The sequence below is a fragment of the Micromonospora carbonacea genome (assembly GCF_014205165.1).
GTDB classification, from domain to species: Bacteria; Actinomycetota; Actinomycetes; order Mycobacteriales; family Micromonosporaceae; genus Micromonospora; species Micromonospora carbonacea.
Map to the genome: position 1 here is coordinate 4,831,067 of NZ_JACHMZ010000001.1, position 23,417 is coordinate 4,854,483.

15 protein-coding genes and 5 tRNA genes are annotated in these 23,417 nt (G+C 73.5%); 7 read left to right on the plus strand and 13 right to left on the minus strand.

Going from position 1 to position 23,417, the window contains the following annotated elements:
- The first annotated feature begins 183 nt into the window (after positions 1 to 183).
- Positions 184 to 1,194, plus strand: coding sequence for an Acg family FMN-binding oxidoreductase (locus HDA31_RS20040; protein ID WP_178063997.1), 1,011 nt, complete (start codon positions 184 to 186; stop codon positions 1,192 to 1,194).
- Between the two features lie 112 nt (positions 1,195 to 1,306).
- Positions 1,307 to 2,998, plus strand: a complete 1,692-nt coding sequence (locus HDA31_RS20045; protein ID WP_178067213.1) for a sensor histidine kinase — start codon at positions 1,307 to 1,309, stop codon at positions 2,996 to 2,998.
- 128 nt (positions 2,999 to 3,126) lie between these two features.
- Here the strand turns inward: HDA31_RS20045 and HDA31_RS20050 are convergent, their stop codons facing one another.
- Positions 3,127 to 3,765 carry a response regulator gene (locus tag HDA31_RS20050; protein WP_178063996.1) on the minus strand — a complete coding sequence of 213 codons (639 nt, stop codon included), beginning with the start codon at positions 3,763 to 3,765 and terminating at the stop codon, positions 3,127 to 3,129.
- 185 nt (positions 3,766 to 3,950) lie between these two features.
- On the opposite strand from HDA31_RS20050, the gene HDA31_RS20055 reads away from it, so the two are divergent.
- From HDA31_RS20055 to HDA31_RS20065, 3 genes are all read left to right on the plus strand, one after another.
- Positions 3,951 to 4,925 carry an Acg family FMN-binding oxidoreductase gene (locus HDA31_RS20055; RefSeq protein ID WP_178067212.1) on the plus strand — a complete coding sequence of 325 codons (975 nt, stop codon included), beginning with the start codon at positions 3,951 to 3,953 and terminating at the stop codon, positions 4,923 to 4,925.
- Between the two features lie 80 nt (positions 4,926 to 5,005).
- Positions 5,006 to 7,945: an AfsR/SARP family transcriptional regulator gene (locus tag HDA31_RS20060; protein WP_178063995.1), complete on the plus strand. Its 2,940-nt coding sequence runs from the start codon at positions 5,006 to 5,008 to the stop codon at positions 7,943 to 7,945.
- A 149-nt stretch (positions 7,946 to 8,094) separates the two neighbouring features.
- Positions 8,095 to 9,090 (plus strand): twin-arginine translocation signal domain-containing protein, encoded by a 996-nt coding sequence (locus HDA31_RS20065; RefSeq protein WP_178063994.1) that lies wholly within the window; start codon positions 8,095 to 8,097, stop codon positions 9,088 to 9,090.
- A gap of 288 nt (positions 9,091 to 9,378) precedes the next feature.
- Here HDA31_RS20065 and HDA31_RS20070 read toward each other — a convergent pair whose 3' ends face one another.
- The 3 genes from HDA31_RS20070 to HDA31_RS20080 all read right to left on the minus strand — a co-directional run bounded on the left by HDA31_RS20070 (position 9,379) and on the right by HDA31_RS20080 (position 12,002).
- Positions 9,379 to 9,876, minus strand: coding sequence for a DinB family protein (locus HDA31_RS20070; RefSeq protein ID WP_178063993.1), 498 nt, complete (start codon positions 9,874 to 9,876; stop codon positions 9,379 to 9,381).
- Between the two features lie 115 nt (positions 9,877 to 9,991).
- Positions 9,992 to 10,990, minus strand: coding sequence for a Rossmann-fold NAD(P)-binding domain-containing protein (locus HDA31_RS20075; protein WP_178063992.1), 999 nt, complete (start codon positions 10,988 to 10,990; stop codon positions 9,992 to 9,994).
- 88 nt (positions 10,991 to 11,078) lie between these two features.
- A complete protein-coding gene (locus HDA31_RS20080) occupies positions 11,079 to 12,002 on the minus strand; it encodes an NmrA/HSCARG family protein (protein ID WP_178063991.1) in 924 nt (307 codons plus the stop codon).
- 99 nt (positions 12,003 to 12,101) lie between these two features.
- Here HDA31_RS20080 and HDA31_RS20085 point away from each other — a divergent pair, with 99 nt between their 5' ends.
- A complete protein-coding gene (locus tag HDA31_RS20085; protein WP_178063990.1) occupies positions 12,102 to 12,725 on the plus strand; it encodes a TetR/AcrR family transcriptional regulator in 624 nt (207 codons plus the stop codon).
- A gap of 45 nt (positions 12,726 to 12,770) precedes the next feature.
- On the opposite strand, the gene recQ is transcribed toward HDA31_RS20085, so the two are convergent.
- The 6 genes from recQ to HDA31_RS20115 all read right to left on the minus strand — a co-directional run bounded on the left by recQ (position 12,771) and on the right by HDA31_RS20115 (position 22,524).
- Positions 12,771 to 14,606 (minus strand): DNA helicase RecQ, encoded by a 1,836-nt coding sequence (gene recQ, locus HDA31_RS20090; RefSeq protein WP_178063989.1) that lies wholly within the window; start codon positions 14,604 to 14,606, stop codon positions 12,771 to 12,773.
- A gap of 98 nt (positions 14,607 to 14,704) precedes the next feature.
- Entirely contained in the window at positions 14,705 to 18,019 is a 3,315-nt protein-coding gene (locus HDA31_RS20095) for a glycoside hydrolase family 3 C-terminal domain-containing protein (RefSeq protein ID WP_178063988.1), read from the minus strand.
- Between the two features lie 176 nt (positions 18,020 to 18,195).
- A complete protein-coding gene (locus HDA31_RS20100; protein ID WP_178063987.1) occupies positions 18,196 to 19,212 on the minus strand; it encodes a LacI family DNA-binding transcriptional regulator in 1,017 nt (338 codons plus the stop codon).
- A gap of 137 nt (positions 19,213 to 19,349) precedes the next feature.
- Entirely contained in the window at positions 19,350 to 21,800 is a 2,451-nt protein-coding gene (locus HDA31_RS20105) for an alpha/beta hydrolase-fold protein (protein ID WP_178063986.1), read from the minus strand.
- A gap of 514 nt (positions 21,801 to 22,314) precedes the next feature.
- A tRNA-Val gene (locus tag HDA31_RS20110) sits at positions 22,315 to 22,389 on the minus strand.
- 62 nt (positions 22,390 to 22,451) lie between these two features.
- Positions 22,452 to 22,524, minus strand: a tRNA-Gly gene (locus tag HDA31_RS20115).
- 161 nt (positions 22,525 to 22,685) lie between these two features.
- Between HDA31_RS20115 and HDA31_RS20120 the strand changes: the two genes are divergently transcribed.
- On the plus strand, positions 22,686 to 22,925 hold the full coding sequence (locus tag HDA31_RS20120) for a DUF6458 family protein (protein ID WP_043962588.1): 240 nt from the start codon (positions 22,686 to 22,688) through the stop codon (positions 22,923 to 22,925).
- Between the two features lie 114 nt (positions 22,926 to 23,039).
- On the opposite strand, the gene HDA31_RS20125 is transcribed toward HDA31_RS20120, so the two are convergent.
- From HDA31_RS20125 to HDA31_RS20135, 3 genes are all read right to left on the minus strand, one after another.
- A tRNA-Val gene (locus tag HDA31_RS20125) sits at positions 23,040 to 23,114 on the minus strand.
- 13 nt (positions 23,115 to 23,127) lie between these two features.
- A tRNA-Cys gene (locus tag HDA31_RS20130) sits at positions 23,128 to 23,198 on the minus strand.
- A 34-nt stretch (positions 23,199 to 23,232) separates the two neighbouring features.
- A tRNA-Gly gene (locus HDA31_RS20135) sits at positions 23,233 to 23,305 on the minus strand.
- Between the last annotated feature and the right edge of the window lie 112 nt (positions 23,306 to 23,417).

A 23,417-nucleotide genomic window follows, 5' to 3' on the forward strand; every position in this document is an offset into this window, starting at 1 on the left:
GCGAGGCGGCCAACGACCGAATCGCGCCCGCCACCTGTCATGATCGTTGGAGGCGAACGACCTGGGCGCGACGGGACCTGCGTACCGTGCGTCCGGGGGTGCCGGTGCCGCAGGATGGAGCGGCAACCCCGCCCGGGGCACCGCGCGGTGGGGCACGATGGGCTGAGACGAAAGGTCGTGACGATGAGCCACGAGACGCCGGCGACGGACCGCCCGCTGACCACCGCGCTGGCGGAGGCCGCCGCGACGGCCGGCCACGCGCCCTCGGTGCACAACACGCAGCCGTGGCGCTGGCGGGTGCTGCCCGACGCGTTGGAGCTGCGCGTGGTGCGGGACCGTCAGCTCGCCGCCACCGACCCGGAGGGCCGGCTGCTGGCGGTGAGCTGCGGCGCGGCGCTGCACCACGCCCGGGTGGCCCTCGCCGCCGAGGGCTGGGCGTTCGTGGTGGAGCGGCTGCCCGACCCGGGCGACGCGGAGCTGCTGGCCCGGATCGGCGACCTCAAGCGCGTCGAGGCCGACCCCGACGCCATGCGGGTGGTGCAGTGCATGCAGGTGCGGCACACCGACCGCCGCCCGGTCAGCGACGAGCCGGTGCCGACGGCCGCGCTCGGCGACATCGCCGCGGCGGTCTCCGCCGAGGGCGCGCGGCTCCAGGTGCTCAACTTCGATCAGGTGATGGAGCTGGCCGCCGCGGCCTCGCACGCCGCGACGGTGGAGGCGGAGGATTCGCAGCTGAGCGAGGAGCTGGACTACTGGACGAGCCGGGCGGGCACCGGCACGGGCCTGCCGCCGGAGGTGCTGCCCGAGCAGGCGCAGCAGACCACCGTGCCGGGCCGGGACTTCGGCCGCCCGGGCACCCTGCCGATCGGGGCGGGCCACGACCGGGCCGCGGCCTACGGGGTGCTCTTCGGCGACGAGGACGAGCCGGACAGCTGGCTGCGGGCCGGCGAGGCGCTGTCGGCGGGGTGGCTGACGGCGACCCGGCTGGGTGTGTCGATGGTGCCGCTGTCGGGCGTCGTCGAGGTGGAGGGCACCCGGCAGACCCTGCGGCAGGTGCTCGCCGGCCTCGGCTACCCGTACCTCGTGCTGCGGATGGGGATCGCGGACCCGGCGCACGCCGGCCCGCCGCACACCCCCCGGCTCCCCGCGGAGCAGGTCGTCGACACGTCCGCGGTCCGCGGACAGGGTGGGTGAACAAGCGGACAGGATGCGTGAGCGAGGCTGGGCCGGTGCGTCTGCCGGGCGATAGCATCGCCGGGTGAACGCACCGAACCCGAGAAATGAGCCGGTCGCGCCGTCGTTGGGGTTGAGCCCGCTGTCCCGGGTCCGCCTCGACGAGCTGCTCCAGGAGATGCTGGACCGGGTCGGCGAGGTGGTGACCAGCCGGGAGCGGCTGCGGGCCCTGCTCGACGCGGTGGTCGGCATCGGCACCGACCTCGACCTGCGCAGCACGCTGCAACGGATCGTGGCGGCGGCATGCGAGCTGGTCGGCGCGAAGTACGGCGCGCTCGGGGTGATCGGCCCCGACCGGCTGCTGCACGACTTCATCACCCACGGCATCGACGCCGAGCTGCACGCGAAGATCGGCGACCTGCCGCACGGCCGCGGCGTGCTCGGCCTGCTCATCGACGAGCCCCGCCCGGTGCGGATGCCCGACATCACCAAGCATCCCAAGTCGTACGGTTTCCCGCCGCACCACCCGCCGATGCACAGCTTCCTCGGGGTGCCGGTGCGCATCCGCGAGCAGGTCTTCGGCAACCTCTACCTGGCCGAGAAGCAGGGCGCGCCCGAGTTCACCGAGGACGACGAGGAGATCGTGGTGGCGTTGGCCGCCGCGGCCGGCGTCGCGATCGAGAACGCCCGGCTCTACGCGCTGGCCCACCGCCGGGAACGCTGGCTGGCGGCCACCGCCGAGATCACCTCGGTGCTGCTGGGCGAGGTGCGGCGCACCGACGCGCTGGCGCTGGTGGCCCGGCGGGCCCGGGAGGTCGCCGAGGCGGAGCTGGCCGTGGTGCTGCTCTACGACGAGGACGCCGGCCAGTTCACCGTCGAGGTGGTCGACGGCGTCGACGCGCCGGGCGGGGCCGACGGGTCCACCCGGGGGCTGGTCGGCGCGCTGCTGCCCGCCGGCGAGACCAGCTTCGCCGAGTCGGTCACCGACCGGCGGCACACGCTGGTGGAGAACCTGGCCGAGTCGGCGCCGTGGCCGACGCCGGTGACCGCCGGGCCGGCGGTGGTCTCCCCGCTGGCCGCCGCCGACACGCTGCACGGGGTCCTGGTGATCGCCTACCCGCCGGACCGGGGCGGGGCCACCGACGACGACGTGGCGCTGCTCGGCAGCTTCGCCGGGCAGGCGGCGCTGGCCATGGAGCGGGCCCGGGGGCAGGAGGAGCGGGAGCTGCTGGTGGTCCTGGAGGACCGCGAGCGCATCGCCCGGGACCTGCACGACGTGGTGATCCAGCGGCTGTTCGCCACCGGCCTGCAACTACAGAGCGGCGCGATGAACGCCCGCCCCGAGGTGGCCAAGCGGATCAACGCGGCCGTCGACGACCTCGACGCCACCATCCGGGACATCCGGCGCACGATCTTCGAGCTGCGCACCCCGATGAGCGCGGCGCTGCGCACCGAGATCCGCGAGGCCGTCGACCTGGCCGCCGAGTCGCTGGGCTTCCGGCCGTCGCTGGAGCTGACCGGCCCGATCGACAGCGCCGTGCCCGAGCCGGTCCGCCCCGACCTCACGGCCGTGCTCCGCGAGGCGCTGTCCAACGCCGTACGCCACGCCGAGGCGAGCCGGGTCGCGGTGGGCGTGCGGGTGGAGGGCGGCTGGGTCACGGTCACGGTCGCCGACGACGGCCGGGGCTGCGACCCGGCCGCCGCGCGGGGCGGTCTGGTCAACCTGCGCGAGCGCGCCGAACGCCACGGCGGCGAGTTCGAGGTGCGCCCGGTGACCCCGCACGGCACCGAGCTGCGTTGGACGGCCCCGCTGCGCGACGACTGACCCGGCGCGACGACCGGTTCGCGCTGCCCTGCCGGGCGGCGGCGCCGCTGCGCGACCGCTGGCCCGGGCTGCCTGTCCGACGGCGCGGCCGCTGCGCGACGGCCGGCCCGACGGGTGCCGGCGTCCGGTCAGTGCGCCTTGCCGAGGAGGCGGGTGGCCAGCACGGCCGCCTGGGTGCGCCGCTCCAGGCCCAGCTTGGCCAGCACGCTGGAGACGTAGTTCTTCACCGTCTTCTCGGCGAGGAACATCTTGCCGGCGATCTCCCGGTTGGTCAGGCCCTCCGCGACGTACTCCAGGATGCGCCGCTCCTGCTCGGTGAGGGTCTTCAGCTCGCGGGGCTGCTCCACGCCGCTACGGATGCGCTCCAGCACCCGGGTGGTGATCGCCGGGTCGAGCAGGGACTGGCCGGCGGCGACCCGGCGCACCGCGTCGACCAGGTCGGTGCCGCGGATCTGCTTGAGCACGTAACCGGACGCGCCGGCCATGATCGCCGCGAACAGCGCCTCGTCGTCCTCGTACGAGGTGAGGATCAGGCCCTTGATCGACGAGTCGACGGCGCGGACGTCGCGGCACACGTCGATGCCGTTGCCGTCGGGCAGCCGGGCGTCGAGGATCGCCACGTCGGGCCGCAGCGCGGGGATGCGGCGGGCCGCCTCCTGGGCGGAGCCCGACTCCCCCACCACCTCGATGTCGCCGCTGTTGGTGAGCAGGTCGGCAAGGCCACGACGGACGACCTCGTGGTCGTCGAGCAGGAACACCCGGATCATCCCTCGTTTCTACCCCCTCGGGCCGGGTGCCCGCACGGGCCGAAGGTCCCTACCGCCGCCGCGCGGCGGTGGGCTGGGGGTCCCGGCGCAGACGGGACGTCCGGCCCTGCCCGCCGACCGCCCTGGTCACGCACCGTGGAGGAGGACCAGACGGGGCGGCACGACTGCCACGGGAGGGGATCATGATGGAGACCGGCTTCACCGTCGAGCAGCTCAGGACCGCCGCCACCGACGCCGTGCGGGCGCCGTCGCTGCACAACAGCCAGCCGTGGCGGTTCCGGCTGCGCGACGGCGGCATCGAGGTGCTGCTGGACCGCGAGCGCCGGCTGCCGGCGACCGACCCGAGCGGCTGGGGCGCCCGGATCGCCTGCGGGGCGGCCCTGTTCAACCTGCGGCTGGCGCTGGCCGTCGCGGGCACCCCGGCGACGGTGCGGCTGCGCCCGTACCCGGCGGAACCCGACGTGCTGGCCCGGTTGGTCCCGGACGTGCCGCGCCGGCCCACCCCGGCCGAGCAGACCCTGTACGGCGTCATCCCGCACCGGTTCAGCAACCGGGCCCCGTTCTGGCCCGACCCGGTGCCGGCCGACGTGCGGTGGCGGCTCGGCGAGGCGGCCCGCGCCGAGCAGGGCTGGCTGGAGCTGGTGATCGGGGTGAGCGCGGTCAACGCGTTCGCCGAGGTCGCCCGCAGCGCCAACCGGGTGCTGGAGCGCGACCCCGCCTACCGGGCCGAGCTGGCCGAGTGGGTGCGCAGCGCGCCCGCGTCCGACGGGATCCCGGCCGCCGCCGGCGGCCCGCTGGGCGAGCCGCAGGACCTGCTGCCCAGCCGCGGCTTCGGCGGGCGCAGCCGCGCGCCGGGGCGCGACTTCGAGCCGGAGCCGCTGGTGGCGGTGCTCGGCACCGCCGGCAACACCACCACCGATCAGGTCGTGGCCGGGCAGGCCCTGCAACGGGTGCTGCTCACCGCCACCGACGCCGGGCTGGGCGTGTCGATGATGTCCCAGCCGATCGAGGTGCCGGGGGCGCGGGAGGCCCTGCGGCTGTCCCTGGGCCGGTTCGGCACCCCGCAGATGGTGATGCGGGTCGGCTACGGCCAGCCGGGCTCGCCGACCCCCCGCCGCAGCGTCGACGAGGTGCTGGACGTGCCGGTCGTCCGGGCCTGAGGCCGGGGTCGCCGGGGGCGTGCGCCGCCCGCCGGCGACCCCCACCCCCGGCTGGGCCGGCGGTGGTACGGTGCCGGCCGATGGCCAGCTTCGCGATACTCGGGCCGCTCGAGGTGGCCGTGGCCGGGCGGACGGTCACCCCGCGCAGCGGCAGGCAGCGGGCGCTGCTGGCCGTCCTGCTGGTCAACGCCGGCCGGGACACCGGGCTGGCGCAGATCCTCGGCGCGCTGTGGGGCGACGCGCCGCCCGACACGGCCGTCGGGCAGGTGCAGACGCTGATCTGGCGGCTGCGCGGGGTGCTCGGCGACGACGCCATCGCCACCCGCCCGGGCGGGTACCGGCTCACCGTCGCCGACGCCGACCTCGACGCGCGGGTGTTCGCCGCCGGCGCGGCCGAGGCCGCCGCGCTGGCCCGGTCGGGCCGGGCGGCCGAGGCGGCCCGCCGCTACGGCGAGGCGCTGGCCCTGTGGCGCGGCCCGGTCCTGGCCGACGTGCGCCTGCCGGGCGACCCGCACGCCGCCGGGTTCCCCGCCGCCGTGGCGGAGCTGACCGAGCTGCGCCTGGCCGTGGAGCGCGACCGGGTGGACGTCGAGTTCGCCCTCGGCCGGCACGCCGAGCTGATCCCCGCCCTGCACCGGATGGTCGACGCCGAGCCGCTGCGGGAGGAGCTGCGGGAACGGCTGATGCTCGCGCTGCACCGCACCGGCCGGCGGGCCGAGGCGCTGGAGACGTACCGGCGGGGCCGGGCGGCGACCGTGGCAGAGCTGGGCCTGGAACCCGGTCGGGGGCTGCGGGAGCTGCACCGGCGCATCCTCGACGGCGACCCGCTGCTGGACGCCGCCGAACCCGCCCCGGCGGCGTCCCCGCCCGCGCCCCCGGCGGCCCAGTTGCCGATGGACGCCGCCGACTTCGTCGGCCGGCACGACCTCGCGTCCCGGCTGGCCGCCCTGCTGGCCGCGCCACCGGCCGGCGGCCCCGCCGCGGACGCCGGGCAGGCGGCCGCGCCGCCGGTCGTGGTGGTGTCCGGCGCGGCCGGGAGCGGCAAGACGACCCTCGCGGTCCACGTCGCGCACCTGGTGCGGGACCGGTTCGGCGACGGGCAGCTCTTCGTCGACCTGCGCGGCGGCGGCGAGCCGCACGACCCGTCGACCGTGCTGGGCCGGTTCCTGCACGCGCTCGGCGAGGACCCCCGGGCGGTGCCGGCCGACACCGACGAGCGGGCGGCGCTGTTCCGGGCCCGCACGGCCGGGCGACGGCTGCTCGTGGTGCTGGACAACGCCGCCGGGGAGAACCAGCTCCGGCCGCTGCTGCCGGCCGAGCCGGGCTGCGCGGTGCTGGTGACCGCCCGTCGCCGGCTCACCGCGCTGCCCGGCGCGCACCACGTCGACCTGGGCGTGTTCGCCGCCGACGAGGCCGTGGACCTGCTGCGGCACGCGATCGGCGACGGCCGGGTCGCCGCCGAGCACGCCGACTGCCTGCGGGTCGCCGAACGCTGCGGATACCTGCCGCTGGCCATCCGGATCGCCGGGGCGCGGCTGGCCGCCCGGCCGCACTGGCCGGTGGCGAAGCTGGCCGGGCAGCTCGCCGACGAGCGGGCCCGCCTCGACGTGCTGCGCACCGGGGACCTGGCGGTGCGCTCCAGCCTCGCCACCAGCTACCACGAGCTGGACCCGACCGAGCGGCGGCTGCTGCGGCTGCTCGGCGGGGTGGACCTGCCCCGGGTGCCGGGCTGGGCGGCCGCCGCGCTGCTGGACCGCTCGCCGACCGAGGGCGAGGAGCTGACCGAGCGGCTCGTCGAGGCCCGCCTGGTGGATGCCGACGGCGGCGGCTACCGGCTGCACGACCTGGTCCGGGCGTACGCGCGGGAGCTGCTGGACGCCGACGGCGCGCCCGGTGAGCGGACGGCGGCGCTGGGACGGCTCACCGGCGGGTGGCTGACGCTGGCCGACGAGGCGTACCGGCGTACCGGCGGGGGTTTCCGGCGGGGCGTGGCCGGCGCCGCCCCGCGCTGGTCGCGGTGGACGGCGGCCGAACGCGACGCCGTGCTCGGCGACCCGGTGGCCTGGTTCGAGGCGTCCCGAGGGATGCTGGTCGGGACGGTGCGGCGGGCCGCGGCGGCCGGGCTGGTCGAGCCGGCGTGGAACCTCGCCAACACCCTGGGCCGGCTGTTCGAGCTGCGCGAACACCTCGACGACTGGGCCGGCGCGACGACGGCGGCCCTGGACGCCTGCGTGGCCGCCGACGCCGACGCGGGCCGGGCCTGGCTGCTGCGGTCCCTCGGCGAGCGGCACCTCAACCTCGACCGCCTCGACGACGCGCTGGCCTGCTTCGACGCGGCGCTGGCCCGCTTCGAGCGGCTCGGCGAGCGCAGGGGGCAGGCGCTGGCGCTGCGCGCGGCGGGCACCGCCTACCGGCTCCAGCGGCGCGACGCCGAGGCGATGGCCGCGCTGAGCCGGGCGAAGGCGATCACGGTGGAGCTCGGCGACCGGGCCGGCCAGGCGCAGGTGCTGTTCGGCGTCGGCGCGGCGCACCGGGTGGCCGGGCGGCCCGGGCCGGCGGAGGCGGCGTTCCGGCAGGCGCTGGCGATCTTCGGGGAGCTGGGCGACCGGTTCGGGGAGGCGTACACGTCGACGAGCCTGGCCCTGGTGCTCGGCGGGCGCGGCGCGGACGCCGACGCCGAGGCGCTGCTGGCGCGGGCCCTCGGGCTGTGCCGGGAGCTGGGCTACCGGCGGGGCGAGGCGATCTCCCTGGGGCACCTGGGCGAGCTGCACCTGCGTACGGGCGCGCACGAGCGGGCGGTGGCGGAGCTGACGGAGGCGGTCGCCGGGGCCCGGGAGGTCGGCGACGGCATCGGCGAGCTGATCGCGCTGCGCCGCCTCGGCGCGGCGTACCTGGCGTTGGGCCGGTTGCCGGCGGCCCGGTCGGCGCTGCGCTACTGCCTCGCCCTGTGCCGCGAGCACGGCGAGGACGGCGAACGGGAGCGGGCGCTGCGCCTGCTCGGCGAAGTACGGGCCGGCTGAGGCGGGGGCTGTCCTGCGGGCCGGGGGCTCTCGCCCGGGCGGGGGGCCGTGCGAGCGGGGTGAGAGCGGGCTGAGAGGGCCGGGGACCGTCCGCCGGGGAGGGTGGACGGCGGGCGCGTGTCGTGCCCACCGGACCTGGGGAGGCTCCAATGACCGACCATTCCATCCCCGCCGGGGACCGCCCGGGGCTGTCCCGGCGCGGCTTCCTCGGTGGCGTCGGGGCGTCCGCCGCCGCGCTGACCGTCGGCGGCGTCCTCGGCGACGCCCAGCCCGCCTCGGCCGCCTACTACATGAAGTGGGGGGCCGTCGTCTCGCCCGGCGACGCCAGCAACAACATCGACTTCAGCCGCAAGGTCGACATCCTGCGCCGGATGCGCCCGCAGACCGCCCGGATCTCGATGTTCTGGGGCGACCCGTACAACCGGCGGTTCAGCGACTCGCAGCTCGACGCGCTGCGCGGCACCGGGCTCACCGAGATGATCATCCAGTCGTCGGAGGACCCCGACCCGAACCTGGCCCGCCACCAGCTCAGCCTGCTGCTGCCCTACATCGACGCGCACCCGAACACCCTGTTCGTGTGGGAGCTCGGCAACGAGCCGGACTGGCACCAGCCGACCAACCCGTGGCTGGCCCGGTGGAACCGGCTGGCGACGATCCGGGACAACAAGCCGTCGCAGGACCGGGGCAACCTGCTCTGGGCGATCAACATGCCGGCGGGGCGGTGGGCCGGCGACGGCACCGGCTTCACCGGCAGCTCCGGCGGCTACTTCGACTCGTTCGTCCGGGACACCGGCGACGGGCTGGGCGGGATGCTCTCCGGCCCGTACCAGCCGGACGTGGTGACGGTGCACTGCTACAGCTCGACGTACCTCACGCGCGGCGCGGACGGCGGCGGCGAGCGCAACCCGTACAAGATGATCGACTACGTGCGGGGCTGGAACAACCGGATCAGCATGAAGGTCACCGAGGCCGGGATCGACGGCGCGAAGTCCGACCGGGGCTACCGCTACGTGAGCTTCGGCTCGTCGGTGGCGAACGAGACCGCCGGGCAGATCGACAGCGTCTGCTTCTACGGCATCCCGCCCGCCGAGCGGCAGTACGGCATCGGCGAGGGCGAGGCCGACCAGATCGGCACCCACCCCTGACCGCCCGGACCGGGGTGCGCCGCCGGCGGCTGACGTTGCGGAGTCGGCCTGCGGCGGGCCCCGGTCCGTGGCGCGGCGGCACCCGGGGGCGGAGTCGGCCTGCGGCGGGCCCCGGTCCGTGGCGCGGCGGCACCCGGGGGCGGAGTCGGCCTGCGGCGGGCCCCGGTCCGTGGTGCGGCGGCACCCGTGGCGGGGTCACCGGGACCGGCCCCGCCCCGGGTGCGGCGGGTCGCGGCCGTCGGTGTGGGACGGCCGCGACCCGCCGACGCCCCCGGCGGCGTTCGTGCCCTAGTCGTCGAGAATCTGCTCCCGGAGGATGTCGGCGTGGCCGCAGTGCTGGGCCAGCTCGCGCAGCACGTGCAGATAGACCCACCGCAGCGGCAGCGGGCCCCGCCGGTTGCCGCGCAGGACGTCGTCCAGGTCCAGGGACGACGTCGCCCGGCGGGCCGCCTCGCAGGCCTCGCGGTGCGCCTGCTGGACGCTGGCGATCGTGTCACCGTCGTCGAGGAGGAACGAGTCCTCCGAGGCCGCGGGGAGGCCGAGCTCGACGCGCGGCCGGCACGTGACGGCCTCGTCGAACCAGACCCTCTCGACGAAGGTCGCGTGCTTCACCAGGCCCAGCAGCGTGGTCCGGGAGGGCACCAGCGACCGGCGCGCCTGTTCCTCCGTCAGCCCGTCCAGGCAGTGGTGGAGCGCACTGCGGTGCTCGTCGATGAACGCCTCGAACTGGGCCCGGGCCGGCTGTGCGATGACCTGGTCGGCGAAGGTGGGTGGAAAGGAAGGCATGGCCGGAGCATTCCAGATCGTCGCGCCGCGAACGACCACCGGAAGCACCGGTCAGCCGGCCCGGTACGAGAGGTAGCGGCCCTCCGCCGACGCGCAGGGCCCTCGGCCTCCGGGATCAGCCGGCGGCGGCGAGCAGGGCGGCCTCCCGCTGCGGGTCCAGGCCCACCGGCGGGCGGGCCGGACGACCGGCGCGCGGCGGCACGCCACCGACCGCGCGCAGCCAGGCCCAGGTGTCGGCGACGGTCTCGGCCACCGGCCGGCAGGTCAGCCCCGTCGCGTGCGCCCGCTGCACCCCGCGCTCCTGCAACCAGCGGTACTCGTGCCCGAGGGGGACCCAGATCGGCAGGTCGTTCCACGGTTCCACCCCGGCGGCGAGGATCGTGTCCGGGTCGGTCCAGCGCAGCCGGGCGGTCGAGCCGGTGGCGGCGACGCAGGCGTCGAGCAGCTCACCCATCGTCGCGTGCCCGGTCCGCGACAGCACGTTGTACGCCCCACCGTCGCCCGCCACGCCCCGGTCCAGCAGCCACGCCGCCAGGTCGCGGACGTCGACGTACTGCAGGGGCAGGTCGACCGGGCCGGGGGCGAGCACGTCGCCGCCCCGGGCGACCCGGTGCAGCCACCAGGGCAGCCGGCCGATGTCCTCCCCGGGGCCGAGGATCAGCCCGGCGCGGGCCAGCAACGCCCGGTCGCCGAACACCGCCGTCGCGGCCCGTTCCCCGCCGGCCTTGAACTGCGCGTAGGAGCCGTCGACGGCGTCGGGCTCCGCGGCGACGGTGGGCGCGTCCTCGCCGACGCCGTGCGGGACCGGCCGGGCGTAGACGGAGCCGCTGGAGACGTACCCGAACCAGCCGGCCCGGTCGCGCAGGGCGCGGGCGGCGTCGCCGACCGCGCGGGGCGTGCCGTCCCAGGTGTCGACGACGAGGTCCCACTCGCCGCCGGCCAGCGCGGCGAGGCCGCCGGGCGCGTCCCGGTCGCCCCGCAACCGGTGTACGCCCGCCGGCAGCGCGCCGCTCACCCCCCGGTTGAACACCGTCACCGACCAGCCGCGGCGCACCGCCTCGGCGACCGTCGCACCGCCCACGAAACCCGTCCCGCCCAGCACCAGGAGTCTCATCGCTCCACCCTGCCCCGGTCGGGGGCCCGGCCGCGACGGGTGTTCACTCCCGGCGGATCTGCCGACGGCAGAACCCGGGCCGTCCAGGTCACCCGTGGAAGCCCAGGTGCTCCCGCGCCCAGGCGGCGAAGCTGGTGAGCGGGATACCGAGGTCCCTCGCGTACTCCGGTCGGCCCGGCTGGCCGACCGCGTTCATCCACTCGTGCGTGACGCCCATCGGCGGCATGCCGGCGGCGATGGCCTCCTCCTCGGTCATGTCCGGCGCGGCGAGCGGCGTGCCCAGCACACGGGAGAGGGTCTGCGCGATCTCCGTCATCGACAGGTGGTCGCTGGCCAGCTCCAGCTCGACCCCGTCGAAGCGCTCCGGGTCGGCGATGGCCGCCGCGGCGGCCCGGCCGATGTCGTCCACCGCGACCAGGGACAGCCGGGTCTCGGGGCGCAGGACGCTGACCAGGCCGCCCGCGATGCCGCGCGGGAACAGGTACGCCATGGACGGCAGGAAGTTCTCCATGAAGAAGCCTGGCTTGAGCAGCGTCCAGTGGGGGAAGCCGGCCTCGCGTACCCGATCCTGGATCTCGCTCTTGGCGCCCAGGACGGGTTCCATCATGGCCCAGCGCCCCTCGGCCCAGCCGGGGGCCTCGGTGTGCTGGCCGGCGCCGGTGACGGAGGTGTGCACGAACTGCGGCACCCTGGCGACTCTCGCGCCCTCGACGAGGTTGACGCCCTGGACGACCTCCCCGGCGAAGTCGGGGACCCCGGTGCTCATGTCGGGCATCTGCACGGAGAAGACGGCGCGGGTGCCCTGCGCGGCGCGGGTCACGGAGTCGCGGTCGCGCAGGTCACCGGTGACCAGTTCGACGCCGAGCGCCTCGACGGCCCTGGCCCGGTCGGTGTGCGGGTCGCGCACCAGTGCGCGCACGGGCACGCCTGCCGCGCGCAGGGCACGGACGGTCGCGCCGCCCTGCCGGCCGGTGGCGCCGGTGACCAGGACGGGTGCGGAATCTGCGGACATGTCGCTCCTGAACGCTCGACCTTAAACGGCGGGGCCCGCCGTTTATAAGCCGGTACGATACGGCGGGGCCCGCCACTTAGCAAGCTCGGAGCTGACGCCATGCCCGACCACCAGCACGCCGCCGATACCCGCCGCGTCCACGCCCAGCGCGTCGATCACCAGCGCGCCGACGCCCGGCGCAACTACGCGCGCATCCTCGCCGTGGCCGAGCAGGAGGTCGCCGCCCACGGCGGTGGCGCGTCCCTGGAGCAGATCGCCCGCACCGCCGGCGTCGGCTCGGCGACCGTGCGCCGGCACTTCCCCACCCGCCGCGCGCTGCTGGAAGCCGTCTCCCGCAGCCGGATCGACGCCCTGAGCGCCCGCGCCCGCGACCTGGCCGACAGGGGCGACAGCCGGGACGCCCTCCTGGACTGGCTGTCCGACGTCGTCGCCTACTGCGTCACCGCCCGAGGGCTGGCGGCCACGCTGGCCTACGGCGACGTCCCGCCGGACCCGGTGCACGGAAACACGTGTGCGACGGCGATCCAGGAGGCGGTGGACCCGCTGCTGCGCCGCGCCGCGCAGGACGGCGCGGTGGCGCCCGACGTCACCGCCGCCGATCTGATCGCGCTCGCCGTCGGCATCGCCCTGGCCACCGAGCACCACCCCGACCCCGCCGCCCAGGCGGATCGGCTGTTCCGCCTGGCGGTGGCGGGGCTGAGCCCAGCTAGAAGCGAGCGTTAATAGGGGGCCCCTGCTCTACAGAATGCGTTAACAGGGTGCCCTTCCTTACCCCAGCGCGGCGAGGAGCTGCTCGCCGTAGCGGGCGAGCTTGGCCTCGCCGACGCCGTTGACCCGGGCCAGCTCGTCCAGCGTCGACGGCGGATCGGCGGCGATCTGCCGCAGCGTGGCGTCGTGGAACACCACGTACGCGGGCACGCCCTGCTCCTTGGCCGTGGCCGCCCGCCAGGCGCGCAGCCGCTCGAACACGGGCTCGGCCTCGGCGGACAGCTCGACGACCGCCGCCGCGCCGGGGCGGGCCTTCGCCGCCGACCGCGCCTTCGGCGGCCGGACGGTCTCCCGGCGCATCGGCACCGGCCGGCGGCGGCCCAGCACCTCGGCGCTGGCGTCGGTGAGCACGAGCGTGCCGTAGTCGCCCTCGACGGCCAGCAGGCCCTGCGCGAGGAGCTGCCGCACGACGCCCCGCCACTCGGCCTCGCTCAGCTCCTCGCCGATGCCGAACACGGTCAGCGAGTCGTGCCGGTGCTGGACGACCTTCTCGGTGCGCCGGCCGAGCAGGATGTCGATGCACTGGCCCGCGCCGAACTTCTGGTTGCGTTCGCGGTGCAGCCGCAGCACCGTCGACAGCAGCTTCTGGGCGGCGATCGTGCCGTCCCACGACTCGGGCGGCTCCAGGCAGGTGTCGCAGTTGCCGCACGGCCCGCTCGCCTGCCCGAAGTAGCTGAGCAGCCGCACCCGGCGGCACTCGACGGTCTCGCAGAGGGCGAGCATGGCGTCGAGGTGGGCGGCGAGCACCCGCCGGTGCGCCGCGTCGCCCTCCGAGGAGTCGATCATCTTGCGCTGCTGCACCACGTCCTGCAACCCGTACGCCAGCCAGGCCGTCGACGGCAGGCCGTCGCGGCCGGCGCGGCCGGTCTCCTGGTAGTAGCCCTCCACGGAGCGCGGCAGGTCGAGGTGGGCGACGAACCGCACGTCGGGCTTGTCGATGCCCATGCCGAAGGCAATGGTGGCGACCATGACCAGGCCGTCGTCGCGCAGGAACCGCTTCTGGTGGTCGGCGCGGGTCGCCGCGTCGAGCCCCGCGTGGTAGGGCAGCGCGGCGACGCCGTTGGCGACGAGGAACTCGGCGGTCTTGTCGACCGAGGCGCGGGACAGGCAGTAGACGATCCCGGCGTCGCCCGGGTGCTCGGCGCGGATCAGGTCGAGCAGTTGCTTGCGGGGCTCCCGCTTGGCCACGATCCGGTACTGGATGTTGGGCCGGTCGAAGCTGGCCACGAAGTGCCGCGCCCCGGTGAGGTCGAGCCGGGTGGCGATCTCCTTCGCGGTCTCGGCGGTGGCGGTGGCGGTCAGCGCGATGCGCGGCACGTCGGGCCAGCGCTCGTGCAGCATCGACAACGCGAGATAGTCGGGGCGGAAGTCGTGGCCCCACTGCGCCACGCAGTGCGCCTCGTCGATGGCGAACAGCGCGATGCGGCCCCGGTCGAGCAGTCGCAGCGTGCCCGCGCTGCCCAGCGCCTCGGGGGCGAGGTAGAGCAGGTCCAGCTCCCCGGCGACGAACTGCGCCTCGACGAGGCGGCGGGCGTCGGGGTCGAGGGTGGAGTTGAGGAAGCCGGCGCGCGCCCCGACGGCGGTGAGCGCGTCCACCTGGTCCTGCATGAGGGCGATCAGCGGGGAGACGACCACCGCGACGCCGTCGCGCACCAGCGCGGGGATCTGGTAACACAGCGACTTGCCGCCGCCGGTGGGCATGAGGACCAGGGCGTCGCCGCCGCCGACCACGTGGTCGATGATCTCCTGCTGCTCGCCCCGGAAGGCGTCGTAGCCGAAGACCCGCCGGAGCACGCCCAGCGGAGTCTCGGCGAGCGTGTCGCTGGGGGAAGTCATCCGGCGAGTCTACGAGGGCGCCCCGACACCGTCGCCGGACCCGGCCGGCCCGCCCCGGATCGGGCGGGCCGGCCGCGTGACGCGAGGTCGGTCGATGGTCAGGGCGACGGCGTGAACGGAGCCGTCGCCCGGGTCGATCTCCAACTCGTAGGGGCCGGGGCCACCCCGGTGGTGTCCCACCGGCGCCCGGGTGTGATCGTCATCAGGGCGGACTCCGACGTCTGCACGCCGGCACCGGTTGCCGTGACGGTCACCCGCACGTGCCCGGTCCTCGCCGCGGTCAGGACTCCCGCCGGGGTGACGCTCGCACCGGCGGTGTTGGTGTCCATCGGGGCGATCTGGTAGCTGTACGTCGCCGTCGGGTCCGCCGGGAACACCCGCGCGGACAGCTGCGTCCCCGAGGATGCCTGGTCGAGCCTGACTGCCCGGTCGCCGAAGTCGACCCGCGACAGGTAGGCGTTCGGGAACGCCGAGCCGGTGGCGTCCGGTGCGCCGGAGGTCACCACGACCGGGAACGTGGTCGACCTGCTCTCCCCGTTGGCGGTGGCCCTGGCCGTGATCAGGACGGCGCCGGTGGACACCGGCCTGACCGAGCCGCGGGCGTCGACCGTCGCGACCGACGGGTCGGAGGAGGCGTACGTCACCTTGAGCGCCCGATCGGACAGCTTCCAGAACGTCATGTCGTGCCTGGTGACCGACAGTCGCGCATTGATCCGGTTGTCGGGGGTGTCCAGGCTCAACTCGGTGGCGTCCGGCTGGGCCGAGACCACCTCGACGCCGGGCGTCCGGCGTCCGGTCACCCGCAGCTTCACCGACTTCAGGTCGGCGTCGGCCGAGCTCGGCCCGGCCAGGATGGTCCAGTCGCCCGTGGGAAACACCTTCCTGTGCTTCACGTCGTCCCAGAACCACAGGTCACCGGCGTCGATGGTGACCTTCACCGTCGTGGTCTTCGCAGCGACCAGGTCGCTCTTGACGAAACCCTTCAGCTGCTTGAGCGGGCGCTGGCTACCGTCGGCGCCCTGCGGGGCCCTGGCGTAGACCTCCACGACAGCCTTGCCCGGGCGATCGGCGGCCCGGTTCGACACGGGCACCGAGACCGTCACCGACTCGTCGGGAGTGATCTTCGACGACGACAGTCTCGGCGTGCCGTAGCCGAAGGGCGAGTAGGACAGGCCCTGACCGAACACGTAGTGGGGAGCCGCGCAACCAGGACCGACCTGGTAGTAGAGGTAGGTCCGGCCGCACCTGGCGCCCTCCGCCCTGGTCATCCGGTAGTCCTCGACCGCGCGGTCCGGAGCGGCCGCCGGCCCGAGTTGCGCGTCGACGTCGGAGTACCAGGTCAGCGGCAGCTTGCCGGAGAAGTTGGCCACCGCGGTACGCCCGTCCTCCAGCGCCACCGCGTCGTTGAACAGCAACTCGGCCATCGCCTTGCCCTGGTACATGCCGTTGAAGGACGACCAGACGATCGCCCCCACGCTCGGCAGGTCCTTGAACGCGCTGACGTCGACCATGGTCTTGGCCTGGATCCACACCGCGATCTTCTTGCCGTACTTCTGTGCGAGCGGGGCGATCGAGTCCCGGATCAGCTCGGCCTGCATGCGCGGCAGAACGACCGTCGAGCGGTCCGTGCCCTCTCCGCCGTCGTTGTTCCGGTGACCGACGACGACCACGACGTTGTCAGCCTGTGAGATCTGGTATTCGGCGGTCGCCGCGTCCGCCACGGGATCGCAGGGGCTGCTGGCGCACCCGGAGGTGGTGATCGCGGTGCCGTCGGCGTCGAGGACGTCGGGGAACACCGCAAGGTGGCTGGACAGGAACGGCGTCGTGGAGCCCGCGGTCACGGCCGAGGGAGCCGACCCCGTCCGCTCGGCCAACGCCTGGGCGAAGGTGGTGTCGACCGCCGTGGGCCCGGAGTAGGAGCCCGACTGGAAGTTGTTGAGGGTGTCCACGTGCCCGAGGGCGACCGTCTTGCCGGACGCCGCGCCCGCGAACGGGAGCGCCCCGCCGGCGTTCTTGAGCAGCACGGGTGCCTCGAGGGCGGACTCGTGCGCGACCGCACGGTGCGCCGGCGAGGCCAGCTTCACATCGGGGTCGCCGGCCTCCGACAGCGAGTAGGAATCGCTGTTCCACGGGACCGAGGCGACGGGATCGAACTCGCCCAGCTGGAACCGCGCGGTGAAGGCGCGCACGAGCGCGATGTCGACGTCGGCCTCGCTGACGAAGCCCTGGCTCTGAGCTGCCGGGAGTCCGCTCGCCGTCGGGTAGTCGCCGCCCGAGCAGTCGAGATCGGTGCCGGCCTTGAGCGCCCAGGCGTTGCCGAGGGTCTTGCTGATCTGCGTCTGCCCGCCGAGTTGGACGGGGTGCCACGAGTGTCCTGACGTCCCGGTTCCGTGCACGCGGGTGATCGCATCGCAGTCGGAGACGACGAAACCGTCGAAGCCGTACGACCTGCGCAGCATGGTCTCGATGGCGTACCGGCTCGCCGCGGCCGGCGTCCCGGGCGTACCGCCGGGTGTGACATCGTCGCGGGGGCTCCACAGGGTGGGGTAGCTCGATGCGGACGGGTAGTCCGTGGTGTAGTCCTCCACCACGGAGAAGGCGTTGTAGGCGGCCATCAGCGACCGCGCACCCGCCTCGCCGGCCGAGGCCGCGAAGGGCGGCAGGAAATACTCGTGCATCGAACGCTCGGTGATGTTCGACGTGCCGAAGTCGCGGTTCGCCTCGGAGTTGTTCGCCAGGTAGTGCTTGGGCGTGGCGACCGCCTGGATGTAGTCGGCCGCACCGGTGGGAACCGTGTCGGGACGTGACGCGGTGTCGCCCTGTAGACCGGTCACGAAGGCGCCGGCCACCTGGCCTGCCAGGAAGGGATCCTCGGTGTAGGACTCGTCCGCCCGCCCCCACCGGGGGTCGCGGTTGAGGTTCTGGTTCGGCGACCAGTAGGTGAGGCCGTGACAGGCACCACCGGCGGGGTCGGGGTTCGGCACGCCCGGCGGGCAGGACGTGTTGTAGGTCACGCGGGCCTCGTCAGCGATACCGCCGGCGATCTCCCGGGTGATGCCCGGATTCCACGTCGATGCGATGGAGGTGCTCTGTGGGTACTGCGTGTAGTTGCTGTTGCCGGGGACGGTCGGGAAGTAGATCCCGTGGTTCGCCTCTCCCCAGTATCCGTACGACTTCACGCCGAGCCGGTCGATCGCCTTCGGCTTCGGACGCCAGGTCGCATGCGGCTGCATCGCTATGAGCTGGTCGTACTTCTCCTCCAGCGTCATGCGCGACACCAGGTCCGCCGCCCGGACACTGAATGGAAGCGAGGTGTTCCGGTACGCCGGCGGGTCCTCGGCCGAGGCCGAAGCCGGCCGCGTGAACGCGGCGAGCCCGCTCGCCGCCACCGCACACGCCAGCCCGAACGCCAAGGACCTGCGTCCTGGGCTCCTGACGCCTCTGCCGTGCCCCCTTGCGCGCGAGGGCGCGAAACTGGTCTTCACCATCGAGGGTCCCCTCCCCTTCACGTTGAAGAGCTCGAATCTATCGATGACTTCGCGGGGTCGATGCCCCATACCGTCACCGCAGGGAGCGTGGCGGGACGGCCTCAGCGCAGCGTCGACTGCCTCTGAATCAGTTCGAAGTCGATGACTATCCGCCGGGGCGCCGGCCGCTCCTCTCGCGGCACGCCGTCGAACTGGAGCTGGATCCGCTCCTCCATCAGCGCGACCGCCCGGTGTGCGATCACGTCGCGTCCGGGATCGATGGTGCTCAGCGGAGGACGGGAGTAGTTCGCCTCGTCGATGTTGTCGAAGCCGATCAACAGGACGTCCTCGGGAACCCGTAGACCGCGGTCCTGAAGGGCGGCGAGCGCGCCCAGCGCGAGTGTGTCGGTGAACGCCACGACCGCGTCGGGTTCGACGCCGCTGTCCAGGATACGAGCGATCGCCGCGGCGCCGGTGGCGTGGAAGTAGTCGGGCACACCGATGACCGCGCGTGGGTCGACGTCCAACCCCCGCGACCGGAGGGCGTCCCGGAAGCCCTGGAACCGCAGCGTCCCGCTGCTCGGCGACGGGTCGTCCTTGACTCCCAGGGGAACCACCGTGGTCGCCCCGCGGTCCAGGACGTGCTCGGTCGCCGCACGCGCTCCCTCGACGTTGCTCATCGTGACGTGGTCGACGCCGCCATCGAACACCCGCTCACCCAGGAGCACGAGGGGGAAGTCGACGTCGAACAGCGGGAGGTCGTGCTGGCCCAGCGCGAGCGGCGAGTACAGCACGCCGTCGAAGCGTGACCGGTAGCTGCCGTCCAGGACCCGCAACTCGCGGTCGCGCTCGGCGTTGGTCTGCTCGATGAAGACGGTCAGGCCCCGCCTGGACGCCTCTCGCATGACGGCGTCCGCGAGCTCGGCGAAGTAGACACCGCGCAGCGCCGGCAGCACCAGAGCGATCGCCCCCGTCCGGCCTCGGCTCAGGTTCCGCGCCGACACGTTCACGTGGTAGCCCAGCTCACGGATCGCGTCGTCCACCCGCTCGCGGGTCTCCGGGCGCACGTACTGATAGCCGTTGAGGATGTTGGACACCGTCTTGATCGACACACCGGCGAGTCGGGCGACGTCGCGCATCGTCGCCGACCCGTTGGTCTTGCGTGCCACAGCCCCTCCCGCCGCTCCTCGAATCGTCGGCCGCCTGCCCCCTTCACGACCCCGGACGCAGCGACCGACCCACCCGCTCCGGGGCGGGCCGGCCGCATGACGCAAGGTCAGCTGACGGTCAGGGCGATGGTGTGCACGGAGCCGCGGACCAGGTCGATCTGCAGCTCGTAGGCGCCCCGGGCGAGCCCGGTGGTGTCCCAGTCGAAGACGTACTGGTCTCTCGCGGCGCTGTAGCGTGCGGTGTTGTCCGCCCTCTCCCGGACAGGTGTGGCCGGAACCCGGTGGCCGGCCACGCCGTCGGTCTTCTTCACGAGGTAGATGCGCGGCTCCGCGTCGGTGACCGCCTCGCCGGCTGCGTCGGTCACGGTGAACTTGACCGGCACGGGGCGTCCGGCCTCGACGACGTCGGAGCCGTCGCCGGCCAGCGGTGGCCGCACCCCGCCGAACCGGTACTCAGGCGCGAAGAGCCGCGGCACGAAGTCGATCAGATTCGCCATCCAGATGTCGAAGCCATGCGGTCCGACCCAGGTGCCGGCGTACTCGTACTCGATGCCCTGGGCGGTCAGCCACTTCATCGCCTCCTGCGTGAACGAGTACGTGAAGTCGACGTCACCGGAGTACAGCCTTGCCAGCTTGGTGCTTTCGTTGACCGCCCGGGCGTCGACGGTGGGATAGGAGAGCAGGCCCCCGGAGAAGGCACCGATGTAGGCGAACTCGCCCGGGTGATTGAGCCACGTGCCGAGGGTGTTCATGGCCCCCCACGACAGACCGGCGAGCGCCTGCTCATCCGAATCAGTCGAGATGTTGTACTTTTCCGCCGCGGTCGGCATCACGTGCTGGCTGAGGTCGGTCCAGAAGTCGACGCCATTCTGGTCGGGCATGACCACGACCATCGGCGCCATTGTTCCGTTGAGGTAATTGTTGTCGAGGATCTGCCGGGCACGCCCGGTCTCGATCCAGCTGCCGTAGTTCTGGCCCCCGCCGTGGTACAGGTACAGCACCGGGTAGGCAGCTGCGCGGTCGGCATCGTAGCCGGGCGGCGTCCAGACGTACGCGTAGCGCTCTGCGCCCTGGCCGCCGTCGTAGGTCATCAGCGAGACCGTGCCGCCCCTGCCTTCGGGGACGTCGGCCAGCATCGCGTCGGACTTGCCCGGCACGAAGAGCTGCGACTCCATCACATGGGTGTTGACGGTGTCGGCGGGGTCCTTCTTGTCGACGCCGTCGACCACGTACCGGTAGTAGTGGTAGCCGTCGAGCGGCCCGATCGTGCTGCGCCAGCGGCCGTCGGGCTGCTTGTCCATCGGGATCCGGAACCACTGGCCGTTCGGGGCCCAGTTGCCCCAGATCGTGACGTCCCTGGCACCGGCCCACTGGGTGCCGGTCTCGAACGTGACGATGCCGTGCGGGTCGATGTGCGGGGTCGTGATCGACCCGGCCGGAGGGGGCGCGTACGGCCGGGTCAGCGCACGGTGTCCCTTGCTGGCGCCGTGGGAGACGACCTTCTGCCCGAAGAGCCGAGCGGCGAAGTCTCGCAGGTTCTCCCGCCACGCGTCCCAGGTGGCGCCGTCGTCGGGGTTGACGCCGTCGAACTCGAACTTCACTCCGGACCTCTTCAGGTCCACCAGCAGGTCGTAGTTGTCGTTGTAGGACGGGTCGAGCGTGTCGCCGACGTATACCCGGAGCAGCTCGGTGCCCTTGTTGATCGCTCTGGCCTCCGCCCTGGTGATCGAGCCGTCGACGGAGCCGGAGAAGGAGCCGACGTAGGCGAATGCGCCGGGATCGCTGCGGAGGATGCTCATCGCCTGCTCGGCACCCGTGGCGACCCCGGCCAGCGCCTGGCCCTGGGCCCGAGACGAGACGTTGTAGCCGGCCCGCGCTGCGGGGACGATGGCGTCGAGCAGCTCGGCGCGGGGGTCGGCGGAACCGGCGTCGGCCATCACGACCACCATCGGCTTGGCGTCCCTGCCGGCGACCAGGTTGTCGAGGATCTGCTTCGCCCGGCCGAGTTCCAGCCACTCACGAGCGGTCTGGCCCTCGCCGCTCAGCAGGTACAGGACCGGGTACGCCTCGGCCCGGGCGGCGTCGTAGCCGGGCGGCGTCCACACCAGGGCGGTGCGGTGCTGCGCCGCCGTCGCGCCCGGGTAGGGCAGTTCCTCCACCGTCCCGCCCGCGGCGACGTCGTCCATCCACTCGACCGACTCACCCGGCACGAAGAAGGTGTTCCAGTTCGGCTTCGACGTCACCGCCACCGGGCTGCCAGGCTGGCGGAAGGACACCTTCGACCTGTCCTGCATGGTCGCGGTGTACTGGTAGTAGTACAGCCCGGGCTCCAGCGGACCGACGTTCGCGGCGTAGTCCGAGCCACTCGGGTCGAGCACGAGCGCCGACCAGGTGCCGCTCGGGCCGATGTTCGCCTCCAGTTCGAGCGTCGCCGGCGTGCCGCCGACGATGCTGCTGACCTGCGACTGCGGCACCTTGAAGTAGTGATAGACGTCGTCGTGCGAATGCCATGTGTCGGTCGCGGCAGCCGCCGGGGCGGCCGCGATTGCCGACGTCACCAAAGCCGCGGCTGCGACAAGGCTGGTCATTCGGGGGCCACTGCTGTGTGACATCGCGTTGCTGCTCCTCTCAGAGCGTCAAGGCCTGCCGCAGCGAAGGCACGCGCCTCACCATCGAGATCGACTATCGAGACGCTCCCGACAGCCACGACGGCCCACATCCACACCAGCGGCACTACATTTCCTACACCGGTGTAGAGCGAATCGCAAGAGATCTCTATTGACGTCCGTACATGGGATTTCTCTGCGGCAATACGGTCCATGCCAATCCCACGAACTACGGGAGCGACAATTTCCGCAGGTCAGCGGCCTGCCCATTGAGTAACGTCGATGCTGGTTCGACGCCATGGACGGTTGGCGACCCCGGCGTCCGGTCCCCACCCACACCGCAGACCGGTCCCCGCGGGAAGCTGAACGATCATGTGCTCCCACCCGCCCGCAACGTAAGGAGCAAGAAACACCAAGGTCCGTTGCCGGGCATCCGGCAACGGACCAACTGCGCAGCACACGTGGATGGTGGGCGATACTGGGTTTGAACCAGTGACCTCTTCCGTGTCAAGGAAGCGCGCTCCCACTGCGCCAATCGCCCGCGCTCACCGGCCCGCGGCAGATGCCGGCCCGGCTGCGGTCGGCCCCGGAGGGCGGATCGCGAGCGGACGACGGGATTCGAACCCGCGACCCTCACCTTGGCAAGGTGATGCGCTACCAGCTGCGCTACGTCCGCGTGCCGCAGGCGTTCGCCGGCGACGGGGTGAACTGTACCCGATGGCAAGATCGCCGAACAAACTCCCCTCGCGTACGCGGCGAGCGCCGCCGATTACGCAGTTCACCGGCGGGGTACTTGTCCACCTCGACAGCACACTGCATCCCCCGAAGGAGGCTGTCGTGGGTATCGGTACGAGCATCTTCCTGATCGCGGTCGGCGCGATCCTCACGTTCGCCATGGACGCCACCGTCGGCGGCGTCGACCTGGACGTCGTCGGCTGGATCCTGATGGCCGCCGGCGCGCTCGGCCTCGTCATGACCACGCTGGTCTGGGGCCGCCGTCGCGAGGTGGTCACCACCACCGAGCCGGTCGAGTACCGCCGCGTCGAGGAGCGTCGGGACGTCGCGCCGCCGCTGTAGGCGAGCCCGCCGAGATCTCGCCCTCTCCGCCGCGCACGCTTCCGCACGGCGAACCGGGCGGCGGACTCGATGGCGAAACGGCCCGGCACCTGTGCGGTGCCGGGCCGTTACCCGTGGTGGGCGATACTGGGTTTGAACCAGTGACCTCTTCCGTGTCAAGGAAGCGCGCTCCCACTGCGCCAATCGCCCTCGTCAACTGCCGAGGTGGAGACGGGATTTGAACCCGTGTACACGGCTTTGCAGGCCGTTGCCTCGCCTCTCGGCCACTCCACCGAGGTTGCCCCCGACATGCGTGGCGGCAGATCCGAGCGGACGACGGGATTCGAACCCGCGACCCTCACCTTGGCAAGGTGATGCGCTACCAGCTGCGCTACGTCCGCACGCCCCCGGCGTTTCCCGGTGACGGATGAGAACTTTAGCCGAGCCCGCGAGCGGTTGCCAAATCGGGGTCCGCCCGGCGCGTCCGCCGAGGCCGCAGCCCCCGCCGCACCG